General features: G+C 38.1%; 15 protein-coding genes. 11 read left to right on the top strand and 4 right to left on the bottom strand.

Annotated features, from left to right (window positions below; translation table 11 throughout):
* Positions 1 to 93 precede the first annotated feature (93 nt).
* On the top strand, positions 94 to 465 hold the full coding sequence (locus tag E2K98_RS00340; protein WP_133332362.1) for a DUF2500 domain-containing protein: 372 nt from the start codon (positions 94 to 96) through the stop codon (positions 463 to 465).
* A 386-nt stretch (positions 466 to 851) separates the two neighbouring features.
* Complete coding sequence (locus tag E2K98_RS00335) at positions 852 to 1,472, top strand: TetR/AcrR family transcriptional regulator (RefSeq protein ID WP_133332361.1); 621 nt, start codon at positions 852 to 854, stop codon at positions 1,470 to 1,472.
* Positions 1,473 to 2,673: 1,201 nt separating this feature from the next.
* On the opposite strand, the gene E2K98_RS00330 is transcribed toward E2K98_RS00335, so the two are convergent.
* The gene (locus E2K98_RS00330; RefSeq protein ID WP_133332360.1) at positions 2,674 to 3,309 is read right to left on the bottom strand and encodes a pentapeptide repeat-containing protein; all 636 of its coding nucleotides are present in this window, start codon (positions 3,307 to 3,309) and stop codon (positions 2,674 to 2,676) included.
* A 227-nt stretch (positions 3,310 to 3,536) separates the two neighbouring features.
* On the opposite strand from E2K98_RS00330, the gene E2K98_RS00325 reads away from it, so the two are divergent.
* Both E2K98_RS00325 and E2K98_RS00320 read left to right on the top strand, forming a co-directional pair.
* Positions 3,537 to 5,066, top strand: coding sequence for a sigma-70 family RNA polymerase sigma factor (locus E2K98_RS00325; protein ID WP_133332359.1), 1,530 nt, complete (start codon positions 3,537 to 3,539; stop codon positions 5,064 to 5,066).
* A gap of 91 nt (positions 5,067 to 5,157) precedes the next feature.
* A complete protein-coding gene (locus E2K98_RS00320) occupies positions 5,158 to 5,643 on the top strand; it encodes a DUF456 domain-containing protein (protein ID WP_133332358.1) in 486 nt (161 codons plus the stop codon).
* 159 nt (positions 5,644 to 5,802) lie between these two features.
* On the opposite strand, the gene mreBH is transcribed toward E2K98_RS00320, so the two are convergent.
* A complete protein-coding gene (gene mreBH / locus E2K98_RS00315) occupies positions 5,803 to 6,810 on the bottom strand; it encodes a rod-share determining protein MreBH (protein WP_026574978.1) in 1,008 nt (335 codons plus the stop codon).
* A gap of 296 nt (positions 6,811 to 7,106) precedes the next feature.
* Between mreBH and miaA the strand changes: the two genes are divergently transcribed.
* The 3 genes from miaA (at position 7,107) to spoVK (ending at position 9,411) form a co-directional block, all read left to right on the top strand.
* On the top strand, positions 7,107 to 8,063 hold the full coding sequence (gene miaA / locus E2K98_RS00310) for a tRNA (adenosine(37)-N6)-dimethylallyltransferase MiaA (protein WP_133332357.1): 957 nt from the start codon (positions 7,107 to 7,109) through the stop codon (positions 8,061 to 8,063).
* A 26-nt stretch (positions 8,064 to 8,089) separates the two neighbouring features.
* Positions 8,090 to 8,320, top strand: a complete 231-nt coding sequence (gene hfq / locus E2K98_RS00305) for an RNA chaperone Hfq (protein ID WP_026574980.1) — start codon at positions 8,090 to 8,092, stop codon at positions 8,318 to 8,320.
* Between the two features lie 143 nt (positions 8,321 to 8,463).
* Complete coding sequence (spoVK, locus tag E2K98_RS00300; RefSeq protein ID WP_026574981.1) at positions 8,464 to 9,411, top strand: stage V sporulation protein K; 948 nt, start codon at positions 8,464 to 8,466, stop codon at positions 9,409 to 9,411.
* Between the two features lie 133 nt (positions 9,412 to 9,544).
* Here the strand turns inward: spoVK and E2K98_RS00295 are convergent, their stop codons facing one another.
* Positions 9,545 to 10,150 (bottom strand): trimeric intracellular cation channel family protein, encoded by a 606-nt coding sequence (locus E2K98_RS00295; RefSeq protein ID WP_133332356.1) that lies wholly within the window; start codon positions 10,148 to 10,150, stop codon positions 9,545 to 9,547.
* 183 nt (positions 10,151 to 10,333) lie between these two features.
* Here E2K98_RS00295 and hflX point away from each other — a divergent pair, with 183 nt between their 5' ends.
* From hflX to glnA, 4 genes are all read left to right on the top strand, one after another.
* A complete protein-coding gene (hflX, locus tag E2K98_RS00290) occupies positions 10,334 to 11,602 on the top strand; it encodes a GTPase HflX (protein ID WP_133332355.1) in 1,269 nt (422 codons plus the stop codon).
* Between the two features lie 15 nt (positions 11,603 to 11,617).
* Positions 11,618 to 12,889 (top strand): methionine gamma-lyase family protein, encoded by a 1,272-nt coding sequence (locus tag E2K98_RS00285; protein ID WP_133332354.1) that lies wholly within the window; start codon positions 11,618 to 11,620, stop codon positions 12,887 to 12,889.
* Between the two features lie 574 nt (positions 12,890 to 13,463).
* Positions 13,464 to 13,865, top strand: a complete 402-nt coding sequence (locus E2K98_RS00280) for a MerR family transcriptional regulator (RefSeq protein ID WP_133332353.1) — start codon at positions 13,464 to 13,466, stop codon at positions 13,863 to 13,865.
* Positions 13,866 to 13,894: 29 nt separating this feature from the next.
* Entirely contained in the window at positions 13,895 to 15,229 is a 1,335-nt protein-coding gene (gene glnA / locus E2K98_RS00275; protein ID WP_133332352.1) for a type I glutamate--ammonia ligase, read from the top strand.
* An 80-nt stretch (positions 15,230 to 15,309) separates the two neighbouring features.
* Here glnA and E2K98_RS00270 read toward each other — a convergent pair whose 3' ends face one another.
* A complete protein-coding gene (locus E2K98_RS00270; protein ID WP_133332351.1) occupies positions 15,310 to 15,594 on the bottom strand; it encodes a DUF4257 domain-containing protein in 285 nt (94 codons plus the stop codon).
* Between the last annotated feature and the right edge of the window lie 81 nt (positions 15,595 to 15,675).

The raw sequence follows: 15,675 nt of genomic DNA, 5'->3' as shown, positions 1-15,675 counted from the left end.
TATCGCTTTTTCATTCCAAAATTTAGAAAAAATAAATGACACTTTTAATTCCTCTGATGTTAAAATATAGAAAAAAGTATTTTGGAGGTTTATATGTTTGCGGGGGATTTTATGTTTCAGTTTGCGCCTATTTTTATAGGAGTGATATTTATCATCGTTATTTCTACAATTTTGTTTACTATTGTAAAAGGAATAACACAGTGGAATAAAAATAATCATTCTCCAAAATTAAACGTAAATGCACGAGTAGTTGCAAAAAGAACTGCAGTACGTGGGGGTGGAGAAACTAGGGCCCATAGTGATTATTTTGTAACATTTGAAGTTGAAAGTGGAGACCGAATGGAACTTGAGGTAAAAGATGATGACTTCGGTATGCTTGTTGAAGGAGATCAAGGCGAGTTAACGTTTCAGGGAACAAGATATCTTGGGTTTATTCGCTCTGCTAATGTTAAAGAAGTACTGTAACAGACAAAGCTGCCTTGTGGTGGCTTTTCTTCTTGAAAAACAATTGAATTTTTGTTAACCATAATTTTGCATAAAAGAAAGGAAATCTTATAAAAAAAGGAGTGTATAATTTGGGATTCATTTTTGGATTAGGAATAGTATCGCTAATTTTTTTTGTAATAGTATCCATTTTATCGATAGAAAAACAGTTGCGGCAGCTAATAGGACAAACGAAAGAATAGTTGATTTGTTAAAACAAATCAAGAATGGCAAGGACACTGGAGTTTGAATATTACTATTATACGGATTCGAAAATTTTTTCGTCGAACTAATAAGTATGTTGGCATAGGTGGGGAAATATGTTTAAATGAATTTGAAATATTGAATTATTTTTAAGGGGGACGGAAATGCCACCAATTGTATCTGATGCCCACAAAGAGAACAGAAAGAAAGAAATCTTGAATAGTGCCTTCGTGTGTTTTGCCAAAAAAGGATTTCAAGAGGCAACCATTAATGATATTGTTGAACATTCAGGAATCAGTAAGGGAGCCATTTATAATTATTTTAAAAGCAAAGTTGAAATTTATTTGGAATTGATGAGTAATCAAACTGTTCAAGTATATGAGAATAAGAAACTGGAATTATCGAAAAAAAAATCAGCGATTGAAAAATTAAATTTCTGGTTTGATGCTTACCTTGAAATGGATCCTTTTTTGGAAGAAAATAAAGCGCATTTCGCGATTCATATTGAGTTTAAGCTTCATGCATCAAGGAATCCGGAGTTAATGGAAGTTCTAAACGAGCGCCGCCATAAATATTTTGTTAGGGAAATTGCCGAGATTATTTCAGAGGGGCAGATGGCTGGTGAGATTAAGCAAAATGTTCAGCCTGAAGTATTTGCAGATTTATTTTGGTCCGTTATAGATGGAGTAGTTTCTCAAACGATTGTATACAAAGATTATCCATATCAACAGACAATAAACGAAGTGAAGGAAATGTATTTACAAAGAATAATGACTACTTCTTAAATTTTTTTGTGTACAGCTAAAGGAATGTTGAAAAATTTGGAAGTTCAAATTAAAATAAACCTAACAGTCGGTTTTTTAAAGGTTAAGTTTATTTTTTTACCCTATAAATAAACCGTCTGGTCGTTTTTTTAAAAATAGGCACTTACAAGCGGGTGTTATTACCTGAAGGAGGCAATCGTATGAACAGGGTCGACATTTCAATTTAGTGTTCATCGCCCATATGAAGCCCACTTTCCTAGGCTCATTAACGGTATTTGGTGTTCATCGCCCATATGAAGCCCACTTTCCCAGGCTCATTAACGGTATTTGGTGTTCATCGCCCATATGAAGCCCGCTTTCCTAGGCTCATTAACGGTATTTGGTGTTCATCGCCCATATGAAGCCCACTTTCCTAGGCTCATTAACGGTATTTGGTGTTCATCGCCCATATGAAGCCCACTTTCCCAGGCTCATCAACGGTATTTGGTGTTCATCGCCCATATGAAGCCCGCTTTCCTAGGCTCATTAACGGTATTTGGTGTTCATCGCCCATATGAAGCCCACTTTCCTAGGCTCATTAACGGTATTTGGTGTTCATCGCCCATATGAAGCCCACTTTCCCAGGCTCATCAACGAGATTTGGTGTTCATCGCCCATATGAAGCCCATTTTCACATGCTCATTAACGGGATTTGGTGTTCATCGTCCCCATGAAGTCCATTTCCATCAGGATCATCCATGAACGTTGTGCTTCATGAAGATCATTAGAAATTTCCTACATTGTTGGAACATTTTCAAGACAGATTCATAGAATTAAAATAAACCGTCTGGTCGTTTTATTTATAAAAGAGCAAATGGCAAAGGAGGGAAAGAACAGTGCCGCCTTATGAATACCAAATATTTCTTGAAACCCAAAAAAAGGAATTGGAAAGAAAAGCGGAGAATGCCTGGATCCATTTAAATCATTACCCTCAAAAACACCAAGACGCAATTTCCGAAGATAAATATTATGGATTATTAATCAAAATAATGAGGCTTCTAAAATGATCTTATTAATTAAAAAAGAAGACGTTTGAACAATTCTAGTTCTGAACGTCTTCTTCCGCTTGAAACCATAAGCAATATTAATATGTTAATCCATGACCAAAAGGAATTTCCCTAATCTCGAATTCTTGAACTACACTATAAAACGCCCACATACAATTAGCATTTCATCACCGTAGCTAATCCTTAATAATCAACCCCATTAATGCAGCAAATTGAATCGCCTGATAAGATGAAACTTTACACCCTTTTAAATCATCCATTGCTACAGTCAGTGTATTAAAATTAGAGGTGCTGATGTCGATTCCCTTTAGGGATGTTTGATCAAAGTTTGCCTCGTCAATATTAGATAATTGAAACTCGATATTTTTAAGTTTACAGTTAAAAAAATCTGTGGTTTTTAATGAAGAGTCCTGGAAGCTTACTTTTTCCAGCTTGGAATCTCCGAATGTTGTTAAGTTTAAGACGGAATTTTCAAATTGAACATTTCCAAAACGAGAGTCCGTAAAATCGACACCTAATAATTTACTATTTTTAAAGACGACTCTGTGAATAGACGACTTGCTCAAATTGGCGTTCGATAAATCGCAGTTCTCGAAGACAACATCCGTTATATCGATATTTTGAAAATCGGTGTGGTTAAACCTACTATTCTTAATCACCATATTAGATAGACGTGCTCTGCTAACCGTTTCGTTTTCAAAAACGGAATCAACAATTTTACACATTTCCAATTCAGGGTCTTCTTCATAAAAAATATCTTGGAAATTCCTAGTAGGTAATTCATCTGAAAGTTTTGGTAATTCAATCTTCATTTACAATGCCTCACTTATTCAATAATTTGTTAAATTAAAAATATAATTTTTTTCCAATAAAAAGTGGCATGGAACCGTCTACTCTATGAAAGGAGGCCTAAAATGGTTCACACGAATATAAAACAATCGGAAATGCCCATTGATAACTTAGCAGAATTTAAGCAATTATTCAATGCACATAAAAAACATGTTTTTGCAATGGCCTTATCGATACTTAGAGACTTTGAATGGCTGAAGATGTGCTGCAGGAAGTGTATATCAAACTTTTTCAGCATATGAAACATCAAAGGATTTCAAATGTGAAAGCATGGTTGTTAACAGTATCCAGGAATACAGCATTAGATCTTTATCGAAAGAAAAAACGGGAAATTACGGGATTTGATGGTGATTATTTCGAAAGGCTGCAATCTATTTCGGAGGATCCTATAGACAAAATGGTTTTATCCAAATACTTAGAATTGCTTAATCAAGAGGAGAGGCAAATCGTCATCTTGAAGGATATCTCGGGAATGAAGCATAGAGAAATTGCCAAAATCACAGAAATGCCGTTAGGAACAGTTCTTTGGAAATATAACGTGGCCATGAAAAAACTTCGAAAAGGAATAGAGCAGGGAGGAATGGTGTTGAAGAAGGAAAAAATTCTGAAGCACTTGGACAATGCAATAGAAAAGCAGGTACCGGATATTTGGAATGAAGTACAGAATAAGGTACATAGGACAGACAACCTAGGATATCAAGGAGATATTATAATGCAAAATAATGTCACGGCCAAAAACAAAAAAAGAGGTCTATATAAAAGAATAACTATTGCTGCTGCCATTTGCCTAATTACCGTATCAACTTTAACTTTTACCCCCGCATTGGCAGCTATTCAAGAGGCATTGGATAAAATATTTTCAAGTAAACATATTGATGATTCAGGTTTAAAAATGGCGATTAACGAAGGACACGGCCAAACGGTAAATCAAACTTATTATGATAAGAAACATGATATAACCGTGCGCTTTGAGAGTGTTTTAACAGATGATAAGGAGACAAAACTCTTATTAACCTATCAAAGTAAAAAAACAAATTTAAAGCATTATTATGTCGACATTTTTGAGGGGAAAAGCTCAATCAAATTGATGGTTGGTAATACACCAAAAAAACGATTACATTCTGTTGGATGGGGCAGTAGGTATTATGATGCAAAGGAAAATAAAGTGGTCGAAGCCGAATCATTTGATTCAATAAAAGAATATGAAGGGCAAAATATTCGTTTGGAAATTGAAAATTTAACCATATATGATGATCAAAAAACAGGTGAAGTAAAAACCATATGGCCGCTTGAGTTTAAACTAGGCGAATCCGCAATTTCAACAAGGGAAACAGTAAATGTAGATAAAGATTTCACGTTTGAAAACCAAAATTACAGGATTAAGCAAGTTGAGTTTTCAGCGATGGAAACAAGAGTGGTCATTACGGGTTCTGATACTAAACTTATCACTGAAAATGGTGAAAAATACCACGTGATGAGTAAATTGGAAAATCAATTCCTACATGCAAGGAAATTTAATAAAAAATACGGTTATATCGTTGATAAGAAAAAATCTGGTGTGTTTTTAAGATCAGCTGGTAAAAGGGTGGATCCCATTTTTAGTAAAGGTGAGGTACAGGGAGCAGATGACGAATACATTATGTTTTTTGCTCCGGTTAAGGACCGCCAAAACTGTGTGCTTGAAGTTGGAGAGGGTATTAAAATTCCATTGAAGAAGTAAATAATGATTAGATAGGGCTTGGCAGCGCCAGGCTCTAATTTTTTTGAAGGTGGTTTTGAATATAGTATAATGCAGGAAAAGAGGTGATCGTATCCTAGCTATTATATTTTGGACCATAATAATTGTTTGTTTTATCTTCAGTTTTGTTGGGCTTGTTTATCCGATTATTCCGTCCGTTTTGCTGATATGGGGTGGTGTCCTGCTGTATCAATTCGGTATTAATTCAAATGAACTTTCCTGGGTTTCGTGGACCATGCTTGTGATCCTTACTATTTTATTATTTTTAGCGGATTATTTGGCGAATCTTCACTTTGTGGACAAAGCGGGGGGATCCAAGTGGGGGATGCGGGCAGCTACAATCGGATTAATTGTCGGCAGCTTTATCATTCCTCCTTTTGGTGTTATTTTAGTTCCTTTTGTTTTGGTCTTGATTGCCGAATTAGTGCAAAAGAAAACGTTCCAGGGTTCGATAAAAGTGGCGTTTGCTACATTAATTGCTTTTTTAAGCGGAACTTTTGCAAAAGCATTTATTCAGTTAATTATGATTGTTGTCTTTATATTGGATGTAGTTTTTTAGGAATTTGTTGTTTAATCATTAATTGAGTGTTTCAAGTAAAAATTTAAAAGTGGCAAATATCCAGATAATCCGGCAAATAAATCATCCAAACGGGTCAAAAAAATGAGGTGCAAATTAAAAGGGTCGAAACCATCACAGATTTCGACCCTCTAAAATTATTTATTTCGCCGCAGTTTGCAGCATTTTAATATATTTCAGTGATTTTCCAGTACCAATTGCAACTGATTCAAGTGGATTTGACGCAAGGGAAACCGGAACAAATATCTCCTTACTCAACCATTCTTCCATTCCATTCATTAAGGCGCCGCCACCTGTTAAAATCACGCCTCGGTCAACGATATCACCGCTCAGCTCTGCAGGGCAGTCCTCAAGCGTTGCCCGAATTGCTTCTAAAATTTGTAATAATGACTCTTTCATAGCATTACGAATTTCATAGGATGATAGTTTCACCGTTTTTGGCAATCCAGTCACTAAATCTCGTCCACGGACATCCATGAATTTTTCTTCATGATCAATCAGGGCATAGCCAATTTCCATTTTAATATTTTCAGCTGTTCTTTCCCCAATTAGCACATTATATACTTTACGTACGTGTTGAATAATTTCTTCGTCAAGACGGTCACCGCCCACTTTAATGGAGTGACAAGCCACGACGCCGCCAAAGGAGATAATGGCAACCTCGGTATTTCCACCGCCAATGTCTACGACAACATTTGCTACCGGTTCATCGACCGGCAAACCTGCACCAATCGCTGCAGCCACTGGTTCTTCGATTAAGCTTATTTTTTTTGCACCTGCGTTCCGAACAGCATCATGAATCGCTCTTCGCTCAACACTGGTCGATCCAGACGGGATACAAACCACGACATTTGGTTTACGGATGGAAAAACCGCCTATTTTAGCAGCTTTCTTCATAACTGCTTTTAGCATATCGGTGGTTACATCATAGTCTGCAATGACCCCATCCTTTAACGGGCGGATTGCGACAATTTTTTCCGGGGTTTTCCCAATCATTTGTTTTGCCTCGGTACCTACTGCCACTACTTGCTTCGTAGTGGTATCAATTGCCACCACGGAGGGTTCATTTAAGGCAATTCCCTTGTTTTTTGTATATACCAATATATTAGCAGTTCCTAAATCAATACCAATTTCTGATGTAGATAACATGTTTTTTTCACCTTTTTCTCTAGTATTCTTACAGAATAACCTACGAATACCCTACCACGAATTTGGGGGTAATTTGTCGATTGTAAATGAAACGTTACCCATTTGTAATGTTAATGAACAAGCCTGCTTTATTGGAAATATATTTGTCATAAAAAATTCACTTTGAAATAATGCATAGAAAGGTTATTTTTTGATTATACTTATTTGATGTTCAACTGCTTTTTAAATATGTGTTACGATAGGAACGTGAAGGAGTAATCTTTCACTCAAAATGGAATAAGGGCAGTGTGAAAAGATTGGATTCAAAACAAAAGTTATTAGTCATTATTGGGCCGACAGCAGTTGGGAAAACGAAGCTTAGCATTGAAATGGCGAAAAGGTTTGAGGGGGAAATTATCTCGGGTGACTCCATGCAGATTTACCGTGGAATGGATATTGGTACTGCAAAAATAAAGCTCGAAGAAATGGAAGGGATTCCGCACCACCTTATTGACATTCGCGAGCCGGATGAAAGCTTTTCTGTTGCGGAATTTCAACAACTCGTTCGTGCCAAAATCAGTGAGATTGCAGAAAAAGGTAAGCTTCCCATCATTGTCGGGGGTACCGGACTTTACATACAGTCTGTCATTTATGATTACCAATTTTCCGATGCAGCTGCCGATGAGGAGTTCCGCCTGCAGCTGGAAGAAAGAGCGAAGAATGAAGGTGTTGAGGTACTTCACCAGGAATTAACCCAGATTGATCCGGAGAGTGCTGGGCAAATTCATCCAAACAATGTTAGGCGGGTTATTCGGGCACTCGAAATTTATCACTGCACTGGAAAAAAGATGAGTGATGTGCAAAGCGAACAACAGCCGGACCTTCTATATGAGACAGCGCTTATTGGATTATCAATGGACCGAGAGATACTTTATAAGCGAATTAATATGCGTGTCGATTTAATGATGGAGGAAGGGCTTTTAACAGAAGTTAAACAGCTCCATGACCAAGAACTAAGGGATTGCCAGTCAATCCAAGCCATTGGCTATAAGGAAATTTATGATTTCCTTGATGGAAAAATCAGCCTCGAACAGGCTGTTGAAAACCTCAAACAAAATTCACGCCGCTATGCAAAAAGGCAGTTAACTTGGTTTCGAAACAAGATGAGTGTACAATGGTTTGATGTAACAGAAGTGCAGAATTTCCCGAAAAAATTAACGGAAATTTCACATTATGTTGAAGGAAAGCTACAAGTAAAATCGAATACATATTAGTAGAGATAAAAGAGGAGGATATACTAATGAAAACAACCATTAATATTCAGGATCAATTTTTAAACCAATGCCGGAAGGATAACACCCATGTAACCGTATTCCTATTGAACGGTTTCCAATTAAGGGGTCAAATCAAAGGCTTTGATAATTTTACCGTCCTGTTTGAGTCGGAAGGAAAGCAGCAATTAGTTTATAAGCATGCTATTTCAACCTTTGCTCCGCAAAGAAATGTTCAACTTGATTTGAATGCTGAATAAAATCCAAATATAAATTTGAGCCCAAATCTCTGGGCTCTTTTTTATTTTTCAAAATAAAATGTATAAAAACTGAATACACATAGATTGAGGGAATAATGATTATTTTGAGAGCAGACTGTTTTTCAGATTGAGAGGTGAAAGCTTTGGATCAACAATTCAGAGAGAAAAGTAACGGTCAAATAAGAGTTGTCCTCAACACACAAAAGAAAAAAAACATTCCAAAAAAAATGCCTGACTTTCAAGTTGTTCCAAAGGAAATCCCCCCCGAGCATTCGGCTTTAATTGAAATAGAGGAAGAGCTTGGTGCTTTGGTTGGCATGGATGAAATGAAAAAAATGATAAAAGAAATCTATGCCTGGATTTATGTCAACAAAAAGCGGGAAGAAATGGGTTTAAAGGCAAAAAAACAAGCCCTTCATATGATGTTTAAAGGAAATCCCGGAACCGGAAAAACGACCGTGGCCAGATTGATTGGTAAACTTTTTCAAAAAATGAATGTTTTATCAAAGGGGCACTTAATTGAGGCGGAACGGGCTGACCTTGTCGGGGAATATATCGGTCATACTGCACAAAAAACACGCGACCTTGTGAAAAAAGCGCAGGGCGGTATTTTATTTATTGATGAAGCCTATTCCCTAGGGCGCGGCGGAGAAAAGGATTTTGGCAAAGAAGCGATTGATACGCTTGTTAAGCATATGGAGGATAAGCAGCATGAGTTTATTTTAATCCTTGCCGGTTATTCTCGGGAGATGGATTATTTTTTAACCTTAAACCCCGGTCTCCATTCGCGGTTTCCTCTTGTAATTGATTTTCCTGATTATAACATTGAGCAGTTGTTGGAAATTTCTAAACGGATGCTGGCTGAAAGAGAATATACTTTCAGTCATGAAGCGGAAAAAAAGGTAAAAGATCATTTAATTTGGGTTAAAGCGGTGTTGAGCCCGACTAGTTTTTCAAATGGCCGTTATGTGCGAAACATTATTGAAAAATCAATTCGAGCACAAGCGATGAGGCTGCTCATGTTAAATTCATATGATCGGCATGAATTAATGACGTTGCGAAGCAATGATTTGATTTTTGAGGAAGATTAGAAAGAAAGACGGAGATTCAATCCCCGTCTTTTCTTATGAACCTTTAAATTATATAATCGAAATTATCTCCATATAAATAGAAAGATGAGAAATTTTAAATATAAAAAACCTTCCTCAAATCTATGGGAAAGGATTAATAATGTTCAATTCTTCGAATCGGCAGTTTCCAATCAAAGGTATAAGAACAGACTCGTAAAACAGTCACGATTGCAAATAAGGTATACAACTCCCATGGACTAGATGTAATCTTTAAGCCAATGATGATTCCAGCTAGAATCGCCCAAACGGCATATATCTCAGCCCGTAGCACAACCGGTTTTCTTCCTGCCAATAAATCACGAATAATTCCACCGCCAATTCCTGTTAAAACAGCAGCGACAATAATCGCACTCATGGGATGGTGCATGTTAGAAGCATAGATGGCTCCTTGAATGGCGAAAGCCGAAAGTCCAATCGCGTCAAATAAATTTCCCCATTTTTGCCATTGCTTTAGTAAATTTGCAGGAAACAAAAATACCGCTAAAATGGCAATAATGGCTATTTGAAAAAGTAATCCCTGCTCCCATAGGGCCGATACAGGGACACCAATTAACAGGTTTCGAATCGCACCACCGCCAAAGGCTGTAACAATTCCTAAAATAAAAACTCCCAAAATATCATATTCTTCTTCCATTGCCACAATTGCTCCACTAACAGCAAAAGCAATTGTACCTATCATACTCAGCACTTCCCAAGTCATTTCTTCTCATATCTCCCCAAAATTTCTTTTTTCTAAAACGTTATATAAAAATAATATATTCATATAAGCAAATATGATTTTAACATTTAAAGGTAATAAATCAACTGATTTTTGGTGGAAATTAGAGAATTTTGGACTGATTTGATATGATGGGGGAAGAACTTTTCGAAAGGAAGAATGCTGATGGAATATGCGGAGACAAAGGAAACCGTTGAAAAAGCAATTCTTGTTGGATGTCAAACACAAGAGATGGACGATTTACGTTTTCAATATTCGATGGATGAATTAGCTTCCTTAACAGAGACAGCACAAGGTGAAGTCCTGATTTCGGTTGTTCAAAAACGTGAACGCATCCATCCTGCTACATACTTAGGCAAAGGGAAAGTCGAAGAATTAAAGGCATTAACGGAAGAGCATGATGCCGATCTAGTCATTTTTAATGATGAACTTTCCCCAAGCCAAAAGAGAAATTTAGCAAGGGAAATCAGTGCCCGGATTATTGATCGAACCCAACTGATTCTTGATATCTTTGCGCAAAGGGCACGTTCTAAAGAAGGAAAATTACAGGTAGAGCTCGCACAGCTCCAATATCTTTTGCCGCGCCTAGCCGGACAGGGTACCGCTTTATCCCGTCTTGGTGCCGGAATTGGAACAAGAGGACCAGGGGAAACAAAGCTGGAGTCGGATCGGCGTCATATCCGCCGCAGGATTGATGATATTAAAGGACAGCTCGCTGTGATCGTTCAGCACCGAGACCGATACAGAGAGAGACGAAAGAAAAATAAAACCTTTCAAGTTGCCATTGTCGGCTACACGAATGCTGGAAAATCAACTTTGTTTAATCGTCTATCCGAGGCAGAGTCCTATGAGGAAAATCAGTTGTTTGCAACCCTTGATCCGATGACTCGGAAGTTAATTTTACCAAGCGGGTTCCTCGCCTTGATTACCGATACAGTTGGTTTTATACAGGATCTTCCGACCACCTTGATTGCTGCCTTTCGCTCCACATTGGAAGAGGTGAAGGAAGCAGATCTGCTGCTTCATGTTGTCGATATGTCCAATCCGGATTATTTTCATCATGAAAAAACAGTTAATAAACTGCTTGAGGACTTAGAAGTTAAAGATATCCAGCAATTAACCGTCTATAATAAAAGAGATCAGAAGCACCCGGATTTTGTTCCGACAGCTAATACCCCATCTGTTTTTATTAGTGCATTTGACAAAGAGGATCGGAATGAGCTAAAAAGAAAAATGGAAAGTGTCGTTATTGAAGTGATGGTTCCGTATCAAGTAGAAGTTCCATCTACTGAAGGAAAACTGTTGTCCTTATTAAAAAATGAAACCGTATTGCGTGATCTCAGTTTTAATGAGGAAAGTCAGCTTTACCAATGCCGGGGATATTCACTTATGGACCATCAGATTACAGGACAATTAGAGAAATTTAAAGTGTAGAATAGGAGATACAAAATGTTTCAACAGTTGAAAAATGGGGAAAAGCTTCAGCCAATTGTCAAGGAAGTGGAGAAACAAGTTGCTAAAGTACATAAATGGATTGAAGAAAGAGCTGAGGTAAATCAGTTTCGGGTGTTGCAGAGTTATCAAAAACATAAGGTAAGTGATTCGCATTTCATCCCGTCAACAGGTTACGGTTATGACGACATTGGCCGAGATACATTGGAATTAGTCTATGCTGATGTGTTCGGGGGAGAGGCAGGTCTAGTCCGCCCGCAAATTATTTCCGGTACTCACGCGATTTCCATCGCATTATTTGGAGTACTCAGGCCAGGTGATGAGCTTTTATATATGACCGGAAAACCATATGATACGCTTGAAGAAATTGTTGGGATTCGCGGAAACGGGGTCGGGTCGCTAAAAGAATTTGGGATTAGCTATGATAGTGTATCTTTAAGTAGCACGGGTTCAATTGATTGGGATTCGGTTGCAGCTAAAATCAAGCCGAATACCAAGATGATTGGTATCCAACGTTCAAAGGGCTATGCAACAAGACCATCGTTTACGATTGCGGAAATCAAAGAAATGATTGCATTTGTAAAAGAAATCAAAAGCGATGTTGTCGTGTTTGTGGACAATTGCTATGGTGAATTTGTTGAAGAATTGGAGCCATGTCATGTTGGTGCGGATCTAATGGCCGGTTCGCTGATCAAAAACCCTGGCGGTGGAATTGCCAAGACGGGTGGCTATATTGTTGGGAAAAAACAGTGGGTTGAGGCTTGTTCTTACCGAATGACTTCACCTGGTATTGGAGCGGAAGCAGGTGCTTCTCTTTACAGTCTTCAGGAAATGTATCAAGGGTTTTTCCTTGCTCCACATGTGGTAGGGGAGGCTGTGAAGGGTGCTGTATTTACCGCGGCTATGCTTGAAAAATTGGGGATGAATTCATCACCTAAATGGGATTCGGAGCGGACAGACCTGATTCAAGCGGTGCAATTTGATGACCGCGGTAAAATGGTGGCTTTCTGCCAGGCCATTCAATTTGCTTCGCCGATTAATTCACATGTCACTCCGTATCCTGCTTATATGCCTGGATATGAGGACGATGTGATTATGGCGGCCGGAACCTTTGTTCAGGGGGCTAGTATTGAGCTGACGGCAGATGGTCCAATTCGGCCACCGTATGTGGCTTATGTTCAAGGCGGTCTCACCTATTCACATGTTAAAATAGCTGTTTGCCTGGCAGTGGATCGTTTGCTGGAAAAAGGATTAATTCAACTAAATTAGCTAAAACTATGGGGGTTGCTACATGTGGCGGCCCTTTTTCGGGATTATATAATCGGACTAAGTACCCGTGAAGGGAGAAAGCGGGTTGCATGGGAACTTAGAGGTGTTCTAGGTGCCCGTGAAGGTGAGAAAGCGGGTTGCGTGGGAACTTAGAGGTGTTCTAGGTGCCGTGAAGGTAAAAAAATAGGTTGAGCGGGACACAGACAAGGTGTCATAGTGCCCGTGAAGGTGAAAAAATGGGTAGAGCGGGAACAGACAAGGTGTCATAGTGCCCTTGAAGGTGAAAAAATGGATAGAGCGGGAACAATCAGTGCCTCATAGTGCCCGTAAAGATTAAAAAATTCGTTGCTCGGAAACTAAAAAAAGCTCAAAGTACATATGAACATAAAAAATTATAGATAATGGGCTCTAATGTTTATTTTAAAATAATACCGTTACATAGTAATAACCGTCATTTTAATCTGAAAATTTTCAATGAAAAAAACCATGTAAGAAAATCTAACATATAATTGACATATTTTCTAACACCAAATATAATAACAATATGAATTACGAAAAAGGGAGGCGAGGATAGGTGAGCGGAAAAGAAATTCGCCGTTCCATGCCACTGTTTCCCATCGGAACAGTCATGCAGCTAACGGAATTAACTGCAAGACAAATCCGATACTACGAAGAGCACGAATTAATTTCTCCAGCAAGAACGGATGGAAACAGGCGTTTATTTAGTTTAAATGACATTGACCGGCTTTTAGAGATCAAGGATTTAATTGATCAAGGGGTCAATATGGCTGGGATCAAACAGCTATTTCTTGTGAAGGAGCAACAAACCAATATTATTCAACAGCAGTCTGAAAAATCCAAACGCGAGTTAACGGATGAACAGCTTAGAAAACTACTTCGCAATGAATTGTTGCATAGCAACAAATTGAGTCGTCCAACTTTAAGACAGGGAGATATGTCACGCTTTTTCCATTAATCATTTAATTATTAGTAGGGGGTAATAAAATGGCTAAGTATACTAAAGCAGATATTCAACGTTTGGCACAAGAAGAAAATGTTAAATTTATTCGTTTACAATTCACAGATATCCTTGGAACGATTAAAAATGTCGAAATTCCAATCAGCCAATTAGAAAAAGCATTAGATAACAAAATGATGTTTGATGGTTCTTCTATTGAAGGATTTGTACGAATTGAAGAATCCGATATGCGCCTTCATCCTGACCTTGATACTTGGGTTGTTTTCCCTTGGACTGCGGAAAAAGGTAAAGTTGCCCGCTTAATTTGTGATATCTATACTCCGGATGACAAACCATTTGCCGGTGACCCTCGTAATAACCTGAAACGTGTTCTAGCAGAGATGAAAGAACTTGGCTTCACAAACTTTAACTTAGGGCCTGAGCCGGAATTCTTCTTATTTAAGTTAGATCAAAAAGGTGAACCAACATTAGAACTTAATGACCAAGGCGGCTACTTTGACTTAGCGCCAACCGATTTAGGGGAAAACTGCCGTCGTGATATCGTCCTTGAGCTTGAAGAAATGGGCTTTGAAATTGAAGCATCTCATCATGAAGTAGCTCCTGGGCAACACGAAATTGACTTTAAATATGCGGATGCCGTTACAGCTTGTGACCAAATTCAAACATTTAAGCTTGTTGTAAAAACCATCGCACGCAAACATGGTTTACACGCAACATTTATGCCGAAACCATTATTCGGAGTGAACGGTTCCGGAATGCACTGTAATCTCTCTTTATTTAAAGATGGTAAAAATGCATTTTATGAGCCAACAGGTGACCTTGAATTGAGTGATACAGCTCGTCAATTTATCGCTGGAATCTTGAAGCATGCTCCAAGCTTTACAGCAGTTACAAACCCAACAGTTAACTCATATAAGCGTTTAGTACCAGGTTACGAAGCACCTTGTTATGTTGCTTGGTCTGCACAAAACCGTTCACCATTAATTCGTATTCCAGCTTCACGTGGAATGAGCACACGTGTAGAAGTGCGAAGCGTTGACCCAGCAGCAAACCCATATCTTGCACTAGCGGTTCTATTAAAAGCAGGATTAGATGGAATTAAAAATAATATTACACCTCCTGCTGCAGTCGATCGCAATATCTATGTAATGAGCAAGGAAGAAAGAATCGAAGAGGGCATTATCGATCTTCCTGCAACATTAGCACAAGCATTAGATCAGTTAAAAAACAATGAAACTATGGTTGCTGCTCTAGGTGAACATATTTTCGAACATTTTGTTGAAGCGAAAGAAATTGAGTGGGATATGTTCCGTACAGTAGTTCACCCATGGGAAAGAGAACAATACATGTCTATGTATTAATACAAAAAACTCCTAAGCACATTGCTGCTTAGGAGTTTTATTATTATGCAAGTAAGCTTTTTGGATTTAGGGGGCTCCATTTATTCTGAACCATTTTGCTTGAATTGCTTATAACCGGTCAGAACTAAATCACCACTGATCCCTGCGGTAATCGAGATGGTCATTTTTTCAACATAAGAATTAGGGGAAATATACAAAACAAGGAGCAGTGAAGCAAAGGCGCCAAGAAGCATTTCTTCTAAAAATCCAAGGTATATAAACTTTTTGGTCTTACGCGGCATGATGATTTTTCCGTGCTTTCGAACATGTCCAATAATTCCAACTATACCACCAATTACGAAAGAGAAAATAATGTCTTTTAACACAGTTTCTCAACCTCCTTAAGCCTAAATTTTTGACCTAAGGTAAATCTTGGTGTAATTCCATTATATTAAAATTGTATTCTA

This window comes from Bacillus salipaludis, assembly GCF_004358205.1.
The sequence above is the reverse complement of the archived record's forward strand: the minus strand, read 5'-3'. Positions and strand labels throughout refer to the sequence as shown.

Coding starts and splice junctions, on each gene's coding strand:
- E2K98_RS00285 (WP_133332354.1), top strand. CDS start 11,618: ATGTTTCAACAGTTGAAAAATGGGGAAAAGCTTCAGCCAATTGTCAAG.
- mreBH (WP_026574978.1), bottom strand. CDS start 6,810: ATGTTATCTACATCAGAAATTGGTATTGATTTAGGAACTGCTAATATA.
- E2K98_RS00295 (WP_133332356.1), bottom strand. CDS start 10,150: ATGACTTGGGAAGTGCTGAGTATGATAGGTACAATTGCTTTTGCTGTT.
- hflX (WP_133332355.1), top strand. CDS start 10,334: ATGGAATATGCGGAGACAAAGGAAACCGTTGAAAAAGCAATTCTTGTT.
- hfq (WP_026574980.1), top strand. CDS start 8,090: ATGAAAACAACCATTAATATTCAGGATCAATTTTTAAACCAATGCCGG.
- E2K98_RS00330 (WP_133332360.1), bottom strand. CDS start 3,309: ATGAAGATTGAATTACCAAAACTTTCAGATGAATTACCTACTAGGAAT.
- E2K98_RS00340 (WP_133332362.1), top strand. CDS start 94: ATGTTTGCGGGGGATTTTATGTTTCAGTTTGCGCCTATTTTTATAGGA.
- glnA (WP_133332352.1), top strand. CDS start 13,895: ATGGCTAAGTATACTAAAGCAGATATTCAACGTTTGGCACAAGAAGAA.
- E2K98_RS00325 (WP_133332359.1), top strand. CDS start 3,537: ATGGCTGAAGATGTGCTGCAGGAAGTGTATATCAAACTTTTTCAGCAT.
- E2K98_RS00335 (WP_133332361.1), top strand. CDS start 852: ATGCCACCAATTGTATCTGATGCCCACAAAGAGAACAGAAAGAAAGAA.